Origin of the sequence: Belnapia moabensis DSM 16746, assembly GCF_000745835.1 — a bacterium.
GTDB lineage: Bacteria > Pseudomonadota > Alphaproteobacteria > Acetobacterales > Acetobacteraceae > Belnapia > Belnapia moabensis.
Genome location: NZ_JQKB01000080.1, coordinates 1 through 17,893, shown reverse-complemented (window position 1 = coordinate 17,893; position 17,893 = coordinate 1). Strand labels below are relative to the sequence as shown.

Genomic DNA, 17,893 nt, shown 5'->3' with positions numbered 1-17,893 from the left:
GCGGGTCCAGCGCGCGAAGCTGCTGTGCAGGGTGGTGAAGGGAACACACGAGAGCCAGCCAGCGATGCGCCACTGCAGGCCGCCGAAGGTGGGGGTCCAGATCAGCCCGATCAGGCGTCACCGCAGGGTCAGGTCCGGCTTGCGGCCGCGGCAATGCACGCCGACCCGCTCGCGGTCCATGGCCTCCAGTTCCGCCTCGACCGCGAAGACGAAGACTTCGATGTCGGCCAGCGTGTTCCAGCCGTCGCCACGGCTGGGTCGAGGAACACGGCGAGCCGAAGGCGGAGGCAGGTCGGCATTGCTGCTTAGGCTGGTGCAAGACATCGGCCCAACATGGTGAGGCAACCCTGGCGCACCGCCTTACCTATCGAAGCCAACCCGAAAAACCCGACTTATTTCGCGTTCAGAGTCTTAGCGGCTACCTTCCCCTGATTAGGAGGCAGGGATGCTGAGGGGCCAGACGGCCACTAAGGCCGGCACCCAAGCACGAGGGTGACAGGCGGCGTTCCCCCATGGCAGCCTTCCCGCAACTGCGCCTGGGAGGGCGTCCGCATGAAGATCAACAAAATCACTTGCCATATCCTGCAATCCAAGGTGGAGAAACCCTTCACCTCGGCGCGGGGCTGGCTCTACAACACGCGCTCCTCCTGCATCGTCGAGGTGACGACCGATGATGGGCTGACCGGCTGGGGCGAGTGCTACGGCCCAGCCGCTGTCAACAAGACTCTGATAGAGACGCAGTATGCCCCGCGCGTTATCGGCCGCGATCCCTTCGACGTGGAGGTCGTCTGGGAGGACCTCTACAATCGCATCAAGGATTACGGAGCCCAGGGCTTCTCCATCACGGCGCTCTCGGGCATCGACATCGCGCTTTGGGACCTGATGGGGCGGGCCACGGGCAAGCCGATCCACAAGCTTATCGGCGGGGCCTATCGCAAGCAGGTTCAGGCCTATGCAACTGGCCTCTACTTCATCGACATGGACCGGCTGGTCGAGGAGGCGGTGGAGGAAGCGCTGGAGTACAAGGCGCAGGGCTTCCGCGCCATCAAGATGAAGATCGGCCTCGGCGATCCGAAGCTGGACTTGCGGCGCGTGGCGGCGGTGCGGGAGGCGATCGGGCCGGAGATCGGCCTCGCGGTGGACGCCAATCACTGCTTCTCCGTCCCGCAGGCGATCCGTCTCGGCCGCATGCTGGAGCCGCTGGATCTCCTGTGGTTCGAGGAGCCGATCAGCCCAGAGGACCATGACGGCTATGTCGAGGTCACGCGTGCGCTCGACATGGCGGTCGCGGGCGGTGAAAACGATTTCACCCGCTTCGGTTTCCGCGACGTGATCGCGAAAAAGGCCATGGATATCGTCCAGCCAGATGTCTGCGCCGCCGGCGGGATTTCGGAGATGCGGAAGATCGCAACGCTAGCCTCGGCCTTCGGCGTGGAATGCGTGCCGCATGCCTGGGGTAGCGCAATCGGTCTCGCCGCCACGGTGCAGTTCCTGGCGGCCCTGCCGGATCAGCCGCCGGCCTTCCGCCCCATGCCGCCTATGCTGGAATTCGAGCAGACGCCGAACCCCTTGCGCGACCTGCTGGCGACCCTGCCGATCGAGCAGAAGCACGGCGTCGTCGCCGTGCCGGAGGGCCCGGGCCTCGGCATCGAAATCGACCGCGAGGTTCTGGCCCGCTTCAAGGTGGCATAGGATGAAGGTTGCATTAACCGAGCCAATCGAACCCGTGGGCATGGCAGTGCTGCGTGAGGCAGGGCTGGAGGTGATCGAAGGCCCGGGTGGCGAACAAAGCCACGACCAACTCCGCGCCCTTTGCCGCGCAGCCTCGGCTGTCATCGTGCGGCAGAAGTTGCCCGATGACCTGGCTGCTTCCTGCCCAAGGCTGCTGGTCGCCGCGCGGCATGGGGTCGGCGTGGACCTGATCCCGGTAGCCGACTGCACGGCCCATGGTGTGCTAGTGACCAATGTGCCGGGCGCCAATGCCGATGCAGTTGCCGAATTCGTCGTCGCCCAAATGCTTGCCGCGACACGGCGGTTGGAAACGATGCACCGGCTCCACCTCACGGAAGGCTGGAAGAGCGGCCGCGCCCTGGCGAGCAGCGCCACGGAGCTGCGTGGCCGGACCCTCGGCATCGTCGGCGTCGGCGCCATCGGAACGCGACTGGCGGAGATCGCGCATCACGGCTTCCGCATGCGGGTCTTGGGCTTCCAGCGGAGAAGGGAGGCGCTGCCGGGTTTTGTCGAGTATGCGACGCTACCACACCTCTTCGCTGAGAGCGACTTCATCGCCCTGGCCTGCCCCTTGACCCCGGAAACCAAGGGGCTGGCCTCGGCCGCACTGATCGGCCGCATGAAGCCGACTGCCTGGCTGATGAATGTCTCGCGCGGTGCGGTGGTCGAGGAGGAGGCGCTGGTCGAGGCGTTGTCGGCAGGCCGCATCGGCGGCGCGGCGCTAGATGTCTACGCCGTGCAGCCGCTCGCGGCGGGCCATCCGCTGCGCGATTTTCCCAATGTCATCCTCTCGTCGCATGTCGCCGGCCTCTCGCGCGAGAGTGCGGCGCGCATGAGCCAGGTCGCGGCACAGGACGTGGTGCGGGTGCTGCGCGGCGGGCGGCCGGCCAACCTCGTCAATCCGGAAGCCTGGGACGCGTACCAGGCCCGCCGCCGGGAGCTTGGCCTGTGAGGATCACCCGCGTCGAGGCCAGCTGGGTTCAGGTGCCGATCCCACCGGATCGTCAGCACCTTTCCGATTTCGGCAGGCAGCCGACCTTCGACAGCGTCATCGTCCGGGTGGAGACGGAGTCCGGCATCACCGGCTGGGGCGAGGCCAAGGCAGGTGTCGCCAGCACAGCGGCCTGCGCCGGGCTGGCCGCCATCATCAACCAGGATCTTGCGCCGCTGCTGGTGGGCGAGGACCCGCGTGACATCTCGCGGCTCTGGGATGTGCTGTACAACATGCCGCGGCAGGGCTTTGCGATCGACCGCGGCCATGTATTCCCGACGCTCGGGCGGCGGGGGCTGTCGATCAGCGCCATCGCGGGCATCGACATCGCCCTTTGGGACATTCTGGGCAAGTCGCTCGGCGCACCGATCTGGCGGCTTCTCGGTGGCCGACGGGCGGAACGCATGCCGGCCTATGCCTCCGGTGGTTGGGCGGATGAGAACAAGATCGGCGAGCAGCTCCTCGGTTACATAGACAAGGGCGGCTTCCGCGCGGTGAAGATGCGCGTCGGCTCGATGGATGGGCCGGTTGCCCGCTCCGCCGCACGGGTGCGGGCAGCGCGTCGGGCGCTCGGCCCTGAAGTCGGCCTCGCCGCCGATGCGCACGGCACCTGGACCGTGGCAGAGGCCAAGGCATTCTGCCGCATGGTGGAGGATTGTGACCTACTCTGGTTCGAGGAACCGGTGACAGCGGATGACAAGCAGGGCCAGGCGGAGGTGCGCCGCGCCAGCGCCGTGCCCATCAGCAGCGGCGAGAGCGAATTCACCCGGCACGACTTCCGTGAATTGGCGGAGCTGCGTGCGGCCGATGTGCTGCAGCCAGACCTCGCCATCGCTGGCGGCATCACCGAAGGCGTGCGGATCGGCGCCATCGCCACCGCCTTCAACCTGCGCCTGGCGCCGCATCTCTGGTCGGGTGCCCCGGCCTTCGCTGCCGGGCTGCATCTGGCCGCCAGCAACAGCGCGGGCTTCATCCTGGAATACTCGCTCGGTCACAACCCTATGCTGCATGACCTGATCGAGGAGCGCTTCCCCGTTCAGGACGGCATGGTGGACGTGCCTGACCGGCCAGGCCTTGGGATTACAGTGAAGGAAGATTTCCTGAACCGTTACAGGAGGCAATGATGAAGATCCGCGAGATCAAGGCCTATCCCACCTCCTTCCCGCTGCCGCAGTCCGGCGGCGTGCGGCTGGGCATCGGGCAGGCCGTGAAGCGGGACTGCGTCATGGTGAAGGTGACGACCGAGAGCGGCCTCGTCGGCTGGGGCGAGAGCCATCATGGCCGCGCCCATACCGCCATCGCCAAGCTGATAGAGACCACCCTCTCCCAGCTCATCCTCGGGATGGAAGCGACCGACACCACCGGCATCTGGGCCAAGATCTACAAGTACCAGCTTGGCAGCCATGGCATGGGCGCCGGCACCGCCATGGCGATGTCCGGCATCGACATGGCTTTGTGGGACATCAAGGGCAAGGCGGTGGGCTGGCCGCTCTGGAAACTTCTTGGTGGCGCCCGCCGCCTGGTTCCCGCCTATGCCGGCGGCATTGCCCTCGGCTACCAGCCGCCGGCCGACCTGGTCGAGGAGGCTCAGCCGCTGATCGAGAGCGGATATCGTGCCGTGAAGCTGCGCATCGGCGACACGGTGCGCGACGACACTGCGCGAATGGAGGCTGTGCGGAATGCCTTTGGCGATGGGCTGGCAATTCTGACGGACGCCAACACCGGCTATTCCATCGCGGATGTGCGGCAGGTGATGCCGGTGATGGATGCGCTGAACATTGGCTGGCTGGAGGAACCCTTCCCCGCGCACGATCATCATCTCTACGCCCAGGCGCGGAGCTATGGCCGGACGCCGCTGGCGGCGGGAGAAAACCACTACACCCGTTTCGAATTCAGCCGAGTGCTGGAGGACCGGGTCATCACCATTTGGCAGCCAGATCTGTCGAAATGCGGCGGCATCACGGAGGCCTTGCGGATCGCGGCCATGGCCAGCGCTTTCAAGATCCCGATCAACCCGCATTCCTCCATGACCGGCGTGAACCAGGCAGCCTCCATCCATTTCCTCGCTGCCATCGAGAATGGCGGTTATTTCGAGGCGGATGTCTCGAGAAACAACCTGTTCCGCGATGTGCTGGGCAGCGAGCCCTGGCGCATTAGCCGCGACGGGACGGTGCTGCCGCTCGATGGGCCAGGCATCGGCGTCGAAGTGGATGAGGGTTTCCTCGCCGCCCATCCGGCCATCGAGGGGCCCGGCTACGTGTAGGCCAAAGCAAGCATCAACCGGGAGGAAATGCGCCAATGAAGCGCCTGCTGATCGCCATTCTTGCCCTGTTCGCGGCCGCGCTACCGGCGCGTGCTCAGGATTTTCCCTCGAAGGATATCCGCTTCCTCTGCGGCTTCGCGCCCGGCGGGACCTGCGACTTGCTATCCCGCATCCTGGCTGAGCACCTGTCGCCGGTCCTCGGCCAGCGCGTCGTAGTGGAAAACCGCACCGGTGCCTCGGGCAATATCGCCGCCGATGCCGTGGCGAAGTCGCCGCCGGATGGTCATACGGTACTGCTTGCCACCATGGCGCTTTATACCGTCATGCCGCAGATGCCGGGAATGCGGCTGCCTTTCGACGTGGATCATGATCTGACGCCGATCAGCAATGTCGCCAACATCTATAATGTGCTCGTCGTCAGTCCGCAGGGGCCGATCCAAAGCGTCCGGCAGCTGATCGATCTCGCCCACGCCAATCCCGGGAAACTGACCTATGCCAGCGCGGGGAATGGAGGCAGCCAACATTTGGCGGCGGAGTATTTCAAGCGACTTGCAGGTGTCGATCTGCTGCACATTTCCTATCGCGGTGGCGCGCCGGCGATCGTCGATATCGCCGCCGGACGCACCGACATGATGTTTGGCAATCTGCCGGAATTTCTCGGCCAAATCCGTGATGGCGGCCTGCGCGCAGTAGCCTTCGGCGCCCCGAGGCCGAGCCCGCTGATGCCGGACGTGCCCTTGATCAGCGCGACAGTGCCGGGCTTCACGGTGCGCAACTGGTTTGGCGTCGCCGGTCCGGGCGGCATGCCGAAGCCGGTTCTGGATCGCTGGGTCGCGGCGCTGCAGCGGGTGAACACCGATCCGATCTTCCGGCGGCGGCTGGCCGAGAACGGCATGGAAAGCCTGATCGGCGACCCCGACAGCTTTCGCAGCACCATCCAGGAAGACCGGCGGCGCTGGGGCGAGGTGATGCGCGCCGCCAATATCCGGGCTGATTGATCGACCAAAAGATCAACGATGGGCCGAGGTTCCCGTGTCGGGCATCCAGCTGTGTCTAGGCCAATCCCGTTGCCCTCAACGCTTCGGCCCCGGATTCGCGGGCCGGCTGCCGCGAAGCGTACCGCCACCAATCTTTCGCCTAGGATTCCGTTTGAGGATGTCTGATCGACGGTGTTTTGGGTCGCGCCGCGGCCCAGATAGGCGGGAGGTGGACCAACTAGCACCGAGCACGGCAGGCGGTGTTTGAACGTCGGCGGCGCTATCCCACTGATCTGACGGACGAGGGATGGGCTGCGGTCTAGCTGCTACAGCTTGTTCCAGTACGGCGTGGCAGGCTACCAAGCGCCGACATGCGGAAGGTGCTGAACGCAATCCGCTACCTGGCCCGTGCGGTTGCGGCTGGCGGATGCTGCCGGTGCATGTCGGGACATGGCAGACCGTCTACTGGTGATGCCGGCGCTCTGCCCGGCGGCTATTGTTCCAGACTATCCACGACATCGCGCTCATGCTGGACCGCGAGCGGGAGGGCCGGGAGGCCAGCCCGAGCGGCGGCGTGCTCGACAGTCAGACGGTGAAGGCGCCAGAAGCGCCTGACGGCGGGGGCTACGACGCCGTCAAGCGGACCCGGGGCCGCAAGTGCCACGTCGCATGGATACAGATGAGCGCCTGCTGATGGTCAACCTGACTACGGCGGACGCGTCTTGCTATCCGGTTGGTTTTGCAGCCTTCGCGCCAAAGGTGCTTGGCTCAGCCGTCCGGGTAGCGGCGGTCGGGTTCCCGGTTTGTCGAAAGATGAGCGTGGCTCGTCGTCCGGGTTGGTGAAGGCCCGCTCCCGCCCCTCAAAGCTCAATTCGTATCCGTCGGAACGGTCACGGGGATGGCGGCAGCGATTAACTGCATCGCACTGTCAGACTTCCACCCGTGAACCCGATACGGGCCGATGCAGCACGCAGCTGCGTAGAGCGTGAAGTTGGTCGGCTGTTACTGGTCGGTGTTGTTCAAGACCGGTTACTGGCCGCATCGTTGTCCATCATCCCCGGATAATGGTGCCGCGCCTCGGCTATGCGCCTGCCCAGTCGCATTCCACCAGGTGGTGGAAAGTAGGTTTGGCAGTGAGGATTTCAATCTAGCTGATGGCGCATAAGGAGCGCTACGGAGAGCCACTTATACCAAATCCCGCTGATGAGAACCCATGCAGTAAAGCGGCTCCTCCGAGGCCGGAGCGGGTTGCGTCGAGGGCGCGCCCCTCCGCCGCTGACAGGTTGGGATCACCGGGACTTGGTATTAGACCATACATTAGGGATTGAATTTTATATTTGAATATAAAATGTTTTGGATTTTATGCAGTATAATATTTTCAAAAGCACTTTTGGGGCTTTTAATTTAAGGTTAGTATTACCGATCAGGCGAATATTGCCAAACGGTTTTCAAGATAGACTCAAACCGGGAGGGCGAACGGTGCGGCGCTGCACTCCGGCTCAGCGACGCCGCGGAGGAGCACCATCGGTCAGCATGTGCAAAGCACGTTCCGCGCCGCAGAAGCACGCGTCTGGAAGCACAAGGGCGCTTTACGGGATGTGGGTCTTTCCCACATCACTGTCTATGGGCCCCGATCCGACGCGACTGCGACTTCCAGCATGGGAGCGAAGCTGGTCGGCGAGGCCGCCCGCCACGGTCGGAAGGACAGATCACGATGGCTCAAGCGCTCAAGGCTCGCCGCACCTTTCTCCTGGCTGCCGCAACGACCGCCGCATCCGGCATTACCAGTCCGTTGCGGGCGCAGGGCCTCGCCCCGACACCCACGATGCGAGGTGGCGCGAACAACTACCTGCCTGGAGCACCTCTCGTGGAGCGCATCGGCGGCGGCGGCTTCCTGATGACTGGCACCGTCAGGCGTGCAGGCGATGGTGCCCCGCTGCCGCGTGTGCGCATTCAGATTTGGGCGCATACCACGGAAGGGCATGAGCGCGACCCGCACAGCCACGGCGCGACGCTGACGGACGCGAACGGGGTGTTCCGGATGGAAATGCCGCAGATCATACCCGCCTTCGGGCAGGCGCATGGGCACCTAGCCTATGACGCAGAGCACGATGGCAACGGCTTCGAGACGGTTTTCCTTCGGCCTGTTATGCGGAGCGCCAGCGACACAAGGCTGAGCGCGGATTTCGTTCTGCGGCGGGCGTGACCGGCGCGAGGTCCCTGCGGGCAGTCGTGATCTGGGCGGCCTTGGCCGCAGTCCTGGCCGTGCCTCTCGCCGTCGCGGCGCGAAGTCCGCTGCTGGCATGGCGCGATCCGGTCTACATCGCGGCCGGGCTCGCGGGAGTGGTCGCGCTGGGACTGCTCCTTCTCCAGCCATTGCTCGCCGGGGGATACCTGCCGGGGTTGCGCATGCGGCTTGGGCGGCGAGTGCATGCCTGGGTGGGTGCCGGGCTTGTGGCGGCTCTGGCGGTCCATATTGGGGCCCTGTGGCTGACCAGTCCACCCGATGTTGTGGACGCCCTCCTCCTCCGGTCGCCGACGCCGTTTTCAGCATGGGGTGTGATCGCAACCTGGGCGGTGCTCACATCGGCGCTACTCGCCGTTTTGCGTGGGCGGCTCCGATGGAGGCTGATGGTCTGGCGCCTCTGCCATATCGGCCTCGCTTTGGTGATTGTCTTAAGTAGCGTCGTCCACGCGATGCTGATCGACGGGACCATGGGGCTCATGTCGAAGGTAGCGCTCTCCGCCTTGGTAGTGGCGGCGGCCGTGAAGGTGGTGATCGATCTGCCTCTCATTGGCAAAATGCACCGGAGAGTTGACCGACAACCTCCCCCGGCTTGAGTCAGGGCGGCAGTTTAGTGGCGTTGCAACGATGACATGCCCGCCTTACCTGCAGATGGGGCTTCGCCGGTTCTATGCGGTGGTGCATGGAGCCGGGGCCTCTGTGTCAGAAAAGTTGTCCGGCGCTTGAAACGCATAGCCAGACCAAGGCTCGGCTTCGGCAGTTTCAACAAGGCACGATGAACACCGGCAGGCTACGAAGCAATGGCGATGACTAAAAAGGAACAGGTAGCCAAGGTTGGCGTACGAGACATGCGGACTACAGCCACCTTTGTCGCCGAATTGCGCTGGGTCCCTAGCTGATCTAAGCCTATCGCGGCCATTCGCAATCTGCCGCAAACTTTGTATTACAACCAAGCGAACAGCATAGCTGCCAGGGCGCTGTCTGATCAACGCAGCGGACCACTCTTCGGCATTGGTTGGCTCCCGCAGCAGCGGTTCCTCTGCTTTCCTGTGCCCATCCGCGAAACGGATGTGCACAGATATTTCCGAACACATTATACCCGCTTTCAAAAAAGCTTTCAGTTAACGCGGAGATTGAACTCCTGAACCAGTTTGCCGAAGCGGGCATACTCGGCAGCGTGGTAGCTGGTGAAATCGGCGCGCGAGCGATATTGAATCGGCATATCCATCCTGCCCAGACCCTCTACGACGACGGGGCTGGCCATCATGCGTTGGCAAGCTGCCTCGATCCGGTCAAGAATTGCGGTGGGCGTGCCGGCCGGCGCGTAGAGGCCAGACCAAATGGTGAAGACGAGGTCGTAGCCTAGCTCGCGCATCGTGGGCGTTTCCGGGAATTCCCGCGTCCGCGCCTCGCTGAAGACGGCGATGGGGTGTAGATTATACTGCCGGACCAGGTTGCCCTGGTCGGTGAAAAGCGGCACCTGCTTCGACGCCATAGCTTGCATCACCTCACCCGAGCCCCGGAAGGGAATGTGGTTCATCTCGATGCCGGCAAGGCGCTCCAGCGCAATCATGCTGATGTGGGGTGTGCCGCCTGGGCCAGTGCTCGCATAAGGTAAAGTACCCCGCGTTTCGCGGGCTCGTGCGATGACGTCCTGCAGCCTGCGCAAACCGGAATCCTGCGGCGTCATCATGACAACAAGAGCAGCCGTGACCTGGCAGATGGGCAGGAAATCCGTCTGCTGAAACGGCGCTCCTCTCGTATGAGGCGTCAGCACAAGTGAGCCCCCCGGAGCCAGCAAGATCGTCGTCCCGTCTGGACGGGAGCGTGCGAGCTCAAGTGCGCCAACTGTGCCGTTCGCGCCCGCGGTGTTCTTGACCACGACCTGAGCGCCGAGCGCGGCGGCTAACTCCGGCTGCATGATGCGCGCCATGAGATCCGTAGCGCCACCCGGCGGATAGCCCACAATCATGGTAACCGCATTCTGCGCATGAGCTGAGGCAATCGACAGGGCCGTACACAACAGACCGATGGCGCTCAGACGTCGAAGCATGGCGTTTCCTTCCTTGAAGTTTTGTTGCGAAGGAGTATGGCGGGTAAGGGGTGGGATGTCTGCATGCCGACGACAAGCAGATCCTTGAATTTTCCAAGAGCCGCTCAGCGGCAGAAGAAAAGATATCAGCCCCGACCGCCGCCGGCCTCATATCCATTATACGCGGGATGCATGTGATATTTTCGAACCCCGGCGTATCACGTCCTTGGTCAGCTGCATCCAATGCAGCACCGCATTCAGGACGGCAAGCTGGCGCTTCCCGAGGCAGTTGCAGCTTTGGCGGCTGAGTGCGGCTGCTACGGCTATCGCTTGAAAGCGCAGCCGCCTCCGGCCCAGAAATTGACGGTGCCGGTAGCACGGCGATAGTGAAGCTGCGAGAAAAGTCAGAAAAACGATAAGGGTGCGGTGATGGAAACGGACTATCTGGTCATCGGTGCCGGCTCGGCCGGCTGCGTCGTAGCCGCACGTCTCAGTGAGAGTGGTGCCCGCGTGACGCTGCTGGAGGCCGGCCCGAAAGATCGCCACCCGTGGATTCACATCCCCGCCGGCATGATCAAGCTGCTGAGAAACCAGAAATTGGTGAACTGGGGCTATTTGAGCGAGCCCGAACCCGGGAGCAACAACCGCGCCATTAAGTGGCCGCGCGGCAAGACGCTGGGTGGCTCCTCCTCGATCAACGGCATGCTCTATGTGCGTGGCAACCCTGCTGACTTCGACGGCTGGGCGCAGATGGGTGCTCGCGGCTGGAGCTATGATGAGGTGCTGCCCTACTTCCGCAGCTCCGAAACCTATTGCAACGGCGGCGATCCCGACTATCGCGGCACCAGCGGCCCGTTACGGGTGGAGGATTACCGCACTATCCTGCCGCTGACGCATCGCTTCGTCGAAGCTGCGCAACAGGCCGGCCACATCTTCCGCGAGGACTTGAACGGCAGGGAGCAGGAAGGTGTCGGTTATTCCCAGATGACGCGTATCGGGAAGTGGCGCGGCTCGACTGCCCGCACCTTCCTCGCCCTTGCCAAGGACAAGGTACGAATTGAGACTAATGCTCAGGCGACGCGCCTGCTGTTCGAAGGACGCCGCTGTGTTGGCGCCGAATATCTCCAAGGTGGCGAAGCCAAGCGGATTCGCGTGGCGAGGGAAGTCGTGCTCTCAGGTGGCGCGGTGAACTCACCGCACCTGCTGCAGGTCTCTGGCCTCGGTCTGGCCGATCATCTTCAGTCGCTCGGCATCACGGTGCTTGCAGACCTGCCGGGCGTCGGGGCCAACCTGCAGGACCACTACGTCACGCGCGTGCAGCATCGCGTGAAGCGAGCAGTCTCGACCAATCAGTTGTCGCGTGGCTTGCGGCTGGCGGGCGAGGTGGCACGCTTTGTCCTGCGCGGTGATGGAGCGCTGACCTTCGGCGTAACCACCGCGCAGGTCTTCACCCGTTCCCGCGAAGGCCTGGCCGCGCCTGACCTGCAACTGCTCTTCACGCCAGCGACTTACGAACTCGGAAGCGTCATCAGCCGCTTGGAACGGGAGCCTGGCATGACCCTGGCGATTTGTCCGGTGCGTCCGGACAGCCGTGGCAGCGTTATGGCGAAGTCTGCCGACCCGCTCATACGGCCGGTGATCCGCCCCAACTATCTCAGTGCCCCGAGCGATCAGCAGGTCCTGGCGTCCGGGTTGGGGCTGGCGCGCCAGATCATGGCGCAGCCCGCTATCGCTCAGCACAGCGTGCGCGAAATCCTGCCTGGACCGGAGGTTCAGAGCGAGGACGAGATGCTGGCCTTCGCGCGGCAGTACGGCACCACCATCTACCACCCGGTCGGCACCTGCCGCATGGGCGAGGATCCACGTGCGGTCGTGGACAGCCGGCTGCGGGTGCGGAGCATCCAGGGTCTACGCATTGCCGATGCCAGCGTGATGCCAACCCTGACCACAGGAAACACGAACGCGCCAATCATCATGATCGGCGAGAAATGTGCGGCGATGATGCTGGAGGACGCAGGATGAGCGGCGAGGCAAGGGGGCACTGTCAAGTTTCGGCCTTAGCCCATCCGGCTGGCTGGCGATGCCGGGTGGCGCCGAGGCTGTAGCGTTCTCGTGCCTCGGTCGCTCAGCTACAGAACCCGCGCATCCTGGCGAATTGGTGTCCGACACAACCTGGTGGCGTCCCGTCACCACCTCAAGCCGGCACGAAAACGTCTCCGGGCAGCTTATGCAAGCACGCTGTCGGTTTGCGCGCCCAAGCATGGCTGGGTTGGGAGCATTATTGGCTTGGCGCGCGCATGGGCCGGGTGTCGAAATGGCGCTGCCTTAGGATGAGGAGCCTCCCATGCCGGTATCAGCTTTCGCACCCTACAGCCTCAGCGCCTTCAACGCTTCGCATGCGTCCGAGAACAAGATCCATGATGACACCGTCGCGGCGCGGCTTGGCTTCGCTGGCGGCCTCGTTCCTGGTGTGGAAGTGTATGCCTACGCGACTCACTTCCCCCTGAACCTTTGGGGACGGCCCTGGCTCGAGCGGGGCATGATGGACTGCAAGTTTCTGAAGCCGGTTTATGATGGCCGCATTGTCACCGTCGCGGCGAGCCAGTCTGCGAGCGGGATCGATTTTACGGTAGAGAGCGAGACGGTCACCTGCGCCTCTGGCTCGGCAAGCCTGCCGTCCGAGCTGCCAGCCATGCCGGATTTGGCCTCGTTCCCGGTCGTGCCTGCCAGGCGTGAGAGGCCGCACGTCAATGAGCCGGTATTTGCCGTTGGCGAGTGGCTGGGTGCCAATCCCGTCGAGGTTACGGAGGACTACGCCTCAAGTTATCTGCGCGATGTCCGAGAGACGAACCCTATCTATTCCGCGGAGAAGCTCATCCACCCCGGCATCATCCTGCGGATGTGCAACTGGTCCTTGTCGCACAACGTCCAGATGGGCGCCTGGATTCACATCGCAAGCGCGGCCCGCAACCTGGGGCTGGCCCGCGTCGGCGATGTGCTGACTACCCGAGCAAAGGTACTGGCCAACTACGACCGGAAAGGCCACAAAATTGCCGAGCTCGACGTCCTGGTCATTGCGAATGACCGCACGCCGATCGCCCGGGTGCATCACTCGGCGATCTACCGCCCGCGCCAACTTGTTGAACTGGCATGATGGAAGGTAGCTGCTCGTAGGCGCCGGATTAATCGGAGGTGCTAGCCGAAGCTTGATTGGCGGGGCAAGCCACCGAGCGTGCCCGACGGTGTCGCTCTCCGCGGGAAGACGGCCGGCGTGAACAAGGCAACGGTCGGCCGTTATTCCGGAAAGCCATGCCTAGCGCCAGCTATGCCTCGTACCTCAGCGCTGCGCCGCGGCTGTGAATGCGAAATTCTCGTAAGCATTCTCGGCGACCCGGAACCATTGAAATTGCTCGTCCCGGAATGCCTTGTAGCTGGTCCACATCTTCCGGAAGCGCGGGTTCTGGCTTGCGGTGTCCTCGTACAACTCATGAGTTACGCGCCAGGCGGTTTGAAGGATTTCCCGTGGCCAGGCCCTCAACTGCGTCCCGCCCGCTAACAGCCGGCGCAGCGCCTTCGGATTCGCGTCGTCGTAGCGACCGATCATCTCCAACGTCGCCTCGCCGCAGGCGACTTCCAGGATGTGCTTGTAGTAAGCGGGCAGGCTCTCCCAGGCGCGGTTGTTCATCATGAAGACGCCGCGCGAAGAGCCGTCCCAGAAGCCTGGCGCGTAATAGTACTTGGCTACCCTCTGGAAACCGAGCTTCTCGTCGTCATAGGGCCCGATCCACTCCGCAGCGTCGATCGTCCCACGCTCGAGCGACGGGTATATATCCGCTGCCGCGATTTGCGTCGGCGCGGCGCCCATCCGCGCGAAGACCTGTCCGGCAATGCCGGAGATGCGAAATTTCATGCCCTTCATGTCGTCGACACTGCGAACCTCCTTGCGAAACCAGCCGCCCATCTGGGTGCCGGTCTCGCCGAAGGGGATGCCGACGACATTGTAGTCACGGTAGAGTTCTCCCGCGATCTCGTTGCCGCCGCCGTAGCGCATCCAGGCGTTAAGCTGCCGCATGTTCATGCCCCAGGGGATCGCGGCAAAGGCAGCTAAGGTCGGATCCTTCCCGATGTAGTAGAGGCTGGAGGTCTGTCCGCACTCAATGGTGCCAGTCTGCAAGGCATCCAGCACCTGCAGGGCCGGCACGATCTCTCCTGCCGCAAAGCAGCGGATCTGGAAGCGGTTCTCCGTCATCTGCGCGACGCGGCGCGCGAGGGATTCTGCTCCACCGAATAGGATGTCGAGATTCTTCGGAAAGCTGCTCGCAAGACGCCAGCGGATTTCCGGACTTTGGGTCTGGGCCAGCGCGGGTGTGGACAGCGCCACGGGTGCGGCCAGCGCCGTGGCGCTCAGCATGATCCGGCGTTTCAAAGTGGCATCTCCCCCGATTGTTTTAGCTGCGACAGCGGTTCGCAGAATGGGAGCATGCATGGCCGGAACAGCAAAACAATGCCTAACCTCGGAAGCTCAGGCCAGCGAATGGAACTGCCTGAGCGCAGCTTGCCTCGAAGTTGATCGCCCCGCCGCCCGCCGGGTGGGATAAGCGATGAGCCAGCATCATGTTCAGTTCGGCGCGGCCTTCCCCAGGATGTCGGCGTTGTCTTGGCCCAGCGAAGGCGCCGCCGCACGAGGAGCCGGCCGTTCGTGGTTTAAAGATACCGGCAGGCCGACGATACGCAGATCGGTCCCCGGAACTTGGCGCAACAGGTCCATCGCGGCCAACTGCGGCGTCGCCGCCAGCTCCGCCAGGTCGTTCACCGGGGCGCAGGGCACGCCGGCCGCGGTGAACGCAGCCACCCAGTGCTCGCGCCCCTTCGCCAGCAGCACGGGGCGGATGGCCTCCACCAGCGCCGACCGGTTGGCGGTGCGGTCTCGCCCGGTGCGGAAGCGCGGATCCTCGGCCCATTCCGGATGGCCCACGGCGCCGGCGAATTTCACCCAGAGCCGCTGGTTGCCGGCGGCGATGCAGACTGGCCGGTCGGCTGTCTGGAAGAGCTGGTAGGGCACCAGGTTGGGGCTGCCGGTACCGTGGCGGGGCGGCACCTCCCCGCTGGCCAGGTAGCCGTTCAGCGGCGTCTCCACCAGGGCGACGGCGCTCTCAAACAGCGAGGTATCAACGACGCAGCCCTCGCCCGTCGCGTCGCGTTGCCTAAGCGCGGCCAGAGCCCCGATGACGCACCACATCGCGGTCGACTTGTCGTTGATCGCCGCGCCGGCGAAGGTCGGTGGGTCATCCGGCCCACCGGTCACGCTCATCATCGCACCATAGGCCTGCAGCAGCGGGTCGAACCCCGGCGCCAGCCGCAGCGGCCCGGCATAGCCGAAGGCCCAGATCGAGCAGTAGATCAGCCGCGGATTGGCCGCGAGCATTGCCTCCGGCCCAATGCCCAACTCCTCTACGACGCCGGGACGCAGGTTCTGGATGAGGATGTCTGCATCCTGCGCCAGCCGCCGGAGTTGGGCCACATCGGCGGAGGACTTCAGGTCCAGCGTCACCCCGCGCTTGCCACGGTTGTAGGCATGGAAGCTGAGGCCGGTCTCGCCGACCCAGGGCGGGCCCCAGAGCCGGGCATCGTCGCCGCCGTCCGGCTTCTCCACCTTGATCACCTCGGCGCCGAGATCGGCCAGGATGACGCCGGCCAGCGGCGCCGCGACCGCCTGACCGATCTCGACCACCCTTAAGCCGGCGAGCGGCGTCGTGCGCACGGCTCAGACCCCTACCAGGGCGGCGAGGCGGTCGGCCGGGATGCCCACCTCGGCTGCAGCGGCGCAAAGCTCCGCCCAGGTCGCATCGGGCACCGGGATGCCGTCGCGCCGGCGCTCGGCCTTCGTGATCCGCTCCTTCTCCCCGGCAACCAGCACCGGCGGCCCACCGGGCGGCGAGGCGGCCTTCACATGCGCGACCATGGCCGCGGTCTCCGCCCGGAACGCCTCGATGTCGCCGAAGCGGGCCGGGTCGAGGACCAGGGCGAGCATGCCGTTGACGATGCCGCGGTCCTTCGGCGTGGCAGGCTGGTTTGTGCCACCGCCGGTGAGGGCGCCGGCCAGGATCTCACACATCAGGGCAAGCCCCGACCCCTTGTACAGGCCGAAGGGCAGCAGCGCGCCGCGCGGGCCCTCGCCATACATCACACCCGGGTCGGTCGTCGGGCGCCCGGCATGATCGACGAGGCTGTTCTCCGGCACCGGGCGGCCGGCGGCATGGGCCACGCGGACCTTGCCGATGGCAAGCGCGCTGGTGGCGAAGTCGAGGATCAGCGGATGTCCGCCCGGCGCGACCGGCGGCACCGCGATGCAGATCGGGTTGGTGCCGAAGCGCGCTTCGTTGCCGCCGAAGGGCGCCACCACCGGCGGGCCGGAGACGGCATTGACGAAATGGAGAGATAGCATCCCTGCCGCCACGGCCTGGTCGCCATAGGCGCCGATGCGGCCGAGATGGTGAACGTTGCGGAGCGCCAGCAGCCCGAGGCCCGTGTCGCGAGCGGAGGCGACGGCGAGTTCCATGGCCTGGCGCCCGACGACCTGGCCGAAGCCCATGCCGCCATCCGCCACGATGATCGCGCCGGTCCGCTGCGCCACCTGAACCGCGGCGTTGGGCGCCAGCTTGCCGGCTAGCGCGTTCAGCACGTAACGCGGCGCCAGCTGTACGCCATGGCTGTCATGGCCTTGCAGGTTCGCCTCCAGCAGGTCCGCGGCGACGATGCCGGCGCTGGCTGGATTGGTCCCCGCCGCCTCCAGCATCTGGGCGATGGCGGCCTGCAGCCTCTCCGCCTGGATAAGCATGGATGACGTTCCCCCAATGCCGGCCTGTCTTGGGTGAGACGGTAGGCAGGCGGGGAAGGCGGGGTCAACGCCGCGCCGGTCACCCGGCCCGCAGGTTGACCGTCCGGATGACATCGAGCCAGAGGGCGCGGTCCGCGGCGAGGCGGTGAGTGATGGCCGCGCGATCCTCGAAGCGCGGCGTCAGCCCGCCCTTGGCCATCTGGCCGACGACCGAGGGATCCGCCATGGCTTGGCGCACCGCGGCCTCCAGGCGGTCCACGAGCTCGGGCGCCATCGCCTTCTGCCCGCAGAGCGCGAACCAGCCGACCACGCTGAAGTCCGGAATGATCCGCGACAGCGGAGGCACGTCTGGGAAGAGCGGGAAGGGCTCCTCGTCCGAGATCGCCAGCAGCCGGAGCCCGCCATCCTGCACCTGGCGCGTGACATCGGCCATGTTGGTGATCATGAAGTCGGTGCGACCGCCTAGTGCACTGACTCAAACGGAAGGTGCAGGAAGCCTGGCCAGCGTGCCGAGGATGGTGTCGGCAGGCCTGGTCCAGGCGAATGGCTTGGCCTTCTTGTTGTGGTCGCGGATGTAATGGGTGATGGCGTCCTGCAGGTCGGGGACTGACTGAAAGACGCCGCGGCGGATGCGCCTGCGTGTGATGGCCGAGAAGAAGCCCTCGACGGCGTTGATCCAGGACGCCGATGTCGGCGTGAAGTGGAAGACCCAGCGCGGATGATCAGCCAACCACTGCCGGACCTTTGGGTGCTTGTGGGTGGCGTAGTTGTCAAGGATGGCGTGGATCACCTTGCCGGCGGGGACGACGCGCTCAA

At 64.8% G+C, this 17,893-nt stretch carries 15 protein-coding genes and 2 pseudogenes; 10 read left to right on the top strand and 7 right to left on the bottom strand.

The genetic code is table 11. The annotated features are described in order from the left end of the window. Positions 1–117: 117 nt before the first annotated feature. On the bottom strand, positions 118–324 hold the full coding sequence (locus EP26_RS25635) for a hypothetical protein (protein ID WP_043343002.1): 207 nt from the start codon (positions 322–324) through the stop codon (positions 118–120). Positions 325–552: 228 nt separating this feature from the next. Between EP26_RS25635 and EP26_RS25630 the strand changes: the two genes are divergently transcribed. From EP26_RS25630 to EP26_RS25595, 8 genes and pseudogenes are all read left to right on the top strand, one after another. Beyond that, positions 553–1,692 (top strand): mandelate racemase/muconate lactonizing enzyme family protein, encoded by a 1,140-nt coding sequence (locus EP26_RS25630; protein ID WP_043343000.1) that lies wholly within the window; start codon positions 553–555, stop codon positions 1,690–1,692. Between the two features lies 1 nt (position 1,693). Continuing rightward, the gene (locus tag EP26_RS25625) at positions 1,694–2,683 is read left to right on the top strand and encodes a hydroxyacid dehydrogenase (protein ID WP_043342999.1); all 990 of its coding nucleotides are present in this window, start codon (positions 1,694–1,696) and stop codon (positions 2,681–2,683) included. After that, positions 2,680–3,846: a mandelate racemase/muconate lactonizing enzyme family protein gene (locus tag EP26_RS25620; RefSeq protein WP_043342997.1), complete on the top strand. Its 1,167-nt coding sequence runs from the start codon at positions 2,680–2,682 to the stop codon at positions 3,844–3,846. Before EP26_RS25625 ends, EP26_RS25620 begins: the two co-directional genes overlap by 4 nt. Next, on the top strand, positions 3,846–4,985 hold the full coding sequence (locus tag EP26_RS25615; protein WP_043342996.1) for a mandelate racemase/muconate lactonizing enzyme family protein: 1,140 nt from the start codon (positions 3,846–3,848) through the stop codon (positions 4,983–4,985). Before EP26_RS25620 ends, EP26_RS25615 begins: the two co-directional genes overlap by 1 nt. A 35-nt stretch (positions 4,986–5,020) precedes the next feature. Next, a complete protein-coding gene (locus EP26_RS25610; RefSeq protein ID WP_043342994.1) occupies positions 5,021–5,983 on the top strand; it encodes a Bug family tripartite tricarboxylate transporter substrate binding protein in 963 nt (320 codons plus the stop codon). A 239-nt stretch (positions 5,984–6,222) separates the two neighbouring features. After that, positions 6,223–6,685, top strand: a pseudogene (locus EP26_RS37740) (transposase); the annotation flags it as partial. Between the two features lie 991 nt (positions 6,686–7,676). Continuing rightward, a complete protein-coding gene (locus EP26_RS25600; RefSeq protein WP_043342992.1) occupies positions 7,677–8,168 on the top strand; it encodes a peptidase associated/transthyretin-like domain-containing protein in 492 nt (163 codons plus the stop codon). A gap of 41 nt (positions 8,169–8,209) precedes the next feature. Continuing rightward, entirely contained in the window at positions 8,210–8,803 is a 594-nt protein-coding gene (locus tag EP26_RS25595; protein ID WP_211259554.1) for a ferric reductase-like transmembrane domain-containing protein, read from the top strand. 521 nt (positions 8,804–9,324) lie between these two features. On the opposite strand, the gene EP26_RS25590 is transcribed toward EP26_RS25595, so the two are convergent. Continuing rightward, a complete protein-coding gene (locus EP26_RS25590; protein WP_043342989.1) occupies positions 9,325–10,260 on the bottom strand; it encodes a Bug family tripartite tricarboxylate transporter substrate binding protein in 936 nt (311 codons plus the stop codon). Between the two features lie 408 nt (positions 10,261–10,668). On the opposite strand from EP26_RS25590, the gene EP26_RS25585 reads away from it, so the two are divergent. Continuing rightward, complete coding sequence (locus EP26_RS25585) at positions 10,669–12,261, top strand: GMC family oxidoreductase (protein WP_043342987.1); 1,593 nt, start codon at positions 10,669–10,671, stop codon at positions 12,259–12,261. 322 nt (positions 12,262–12,583) lie between these two features. After that, positions 12,584–13,393 carry a hypothetical protein gene (locus EP26_RS25580; RefSeq protein ID WP_043342986.1) on the top strand — a complete coding sequence of 270 codons (810 nt, stop codon included), beginning with the start codon at positions 12,584–12,586 and terminating at the stop codon, positions 13,391–13,393. A 183-nt stretch (positions 13,394–13,576) separates the two neighbouring features. Here EP26_RS25580 and EP26_RS25575 read toward each other — a convergent pair whose 3' ends face one another. From EP26_RS25575 to EP26_RS25555, 5 genes and pseudogenes are all read right to left on the bottom strand, one after another. After that, positions 13,577–14,665, bottom strand: a complete 1,089-nt coding sequence (locus EP26_RS25575) for a TRAP transporter substrate-binding protein (protein WP_043342984.1) — start codon at positions 14,663–14,665, stop codon at positions 13,577–13,579. Between the two features lie 192 nt (positions 14,666–14,857). Further along, positions 14,858–16,000 carry a CaiB/BaiF CoA transferase family protein gene (locus EP26_RS25570; RefSeq protein WP_043342983.1) on the bottom strand — a complete coding sequence of 381 codons (1,143 nt, stop codon included), beginning with the start codon at positions 15,998–16,000 and terminating at the stop codon, positions 14,858–14,860. A 3-nt stretch (positions 16,001–16,003) separates the two neighbouring features. Continuing rightward, the gene (locus tag EP26_RS25565; RefSeq protein WP_043342981.1) at positions 16,004–17,077 is read right to left on the bottom strand and encodes a malate/lactate/ureidoglycolate dehydrogenase; all 1,074 of its coding nucleotides are present in this window, start codon (positions 17,075–17,077) and stop codon (positions 16,004–16,006) included. Positions 17,078–17,156: 79 nt separating this feature from the next. Continuing rightward, positions 17,157–17,531 (bottom strand): annotated as a pseudogene (locus EP26_RS25560) (Bug family tripartite tricarboxylate transporter substrate binding protein); the annotation flags it as partial. A gap of 21 nt (positions 17,532–17,552) precedes the next feature. Further along, positions 17,553–17,893, bottom strand: a 341-nt coding sequence (locus tag EP26_RS25555) for an IS630 family transposase (protein ID WP_043342978.1), incomplete at its 5' end; no start/stop codon positions are given.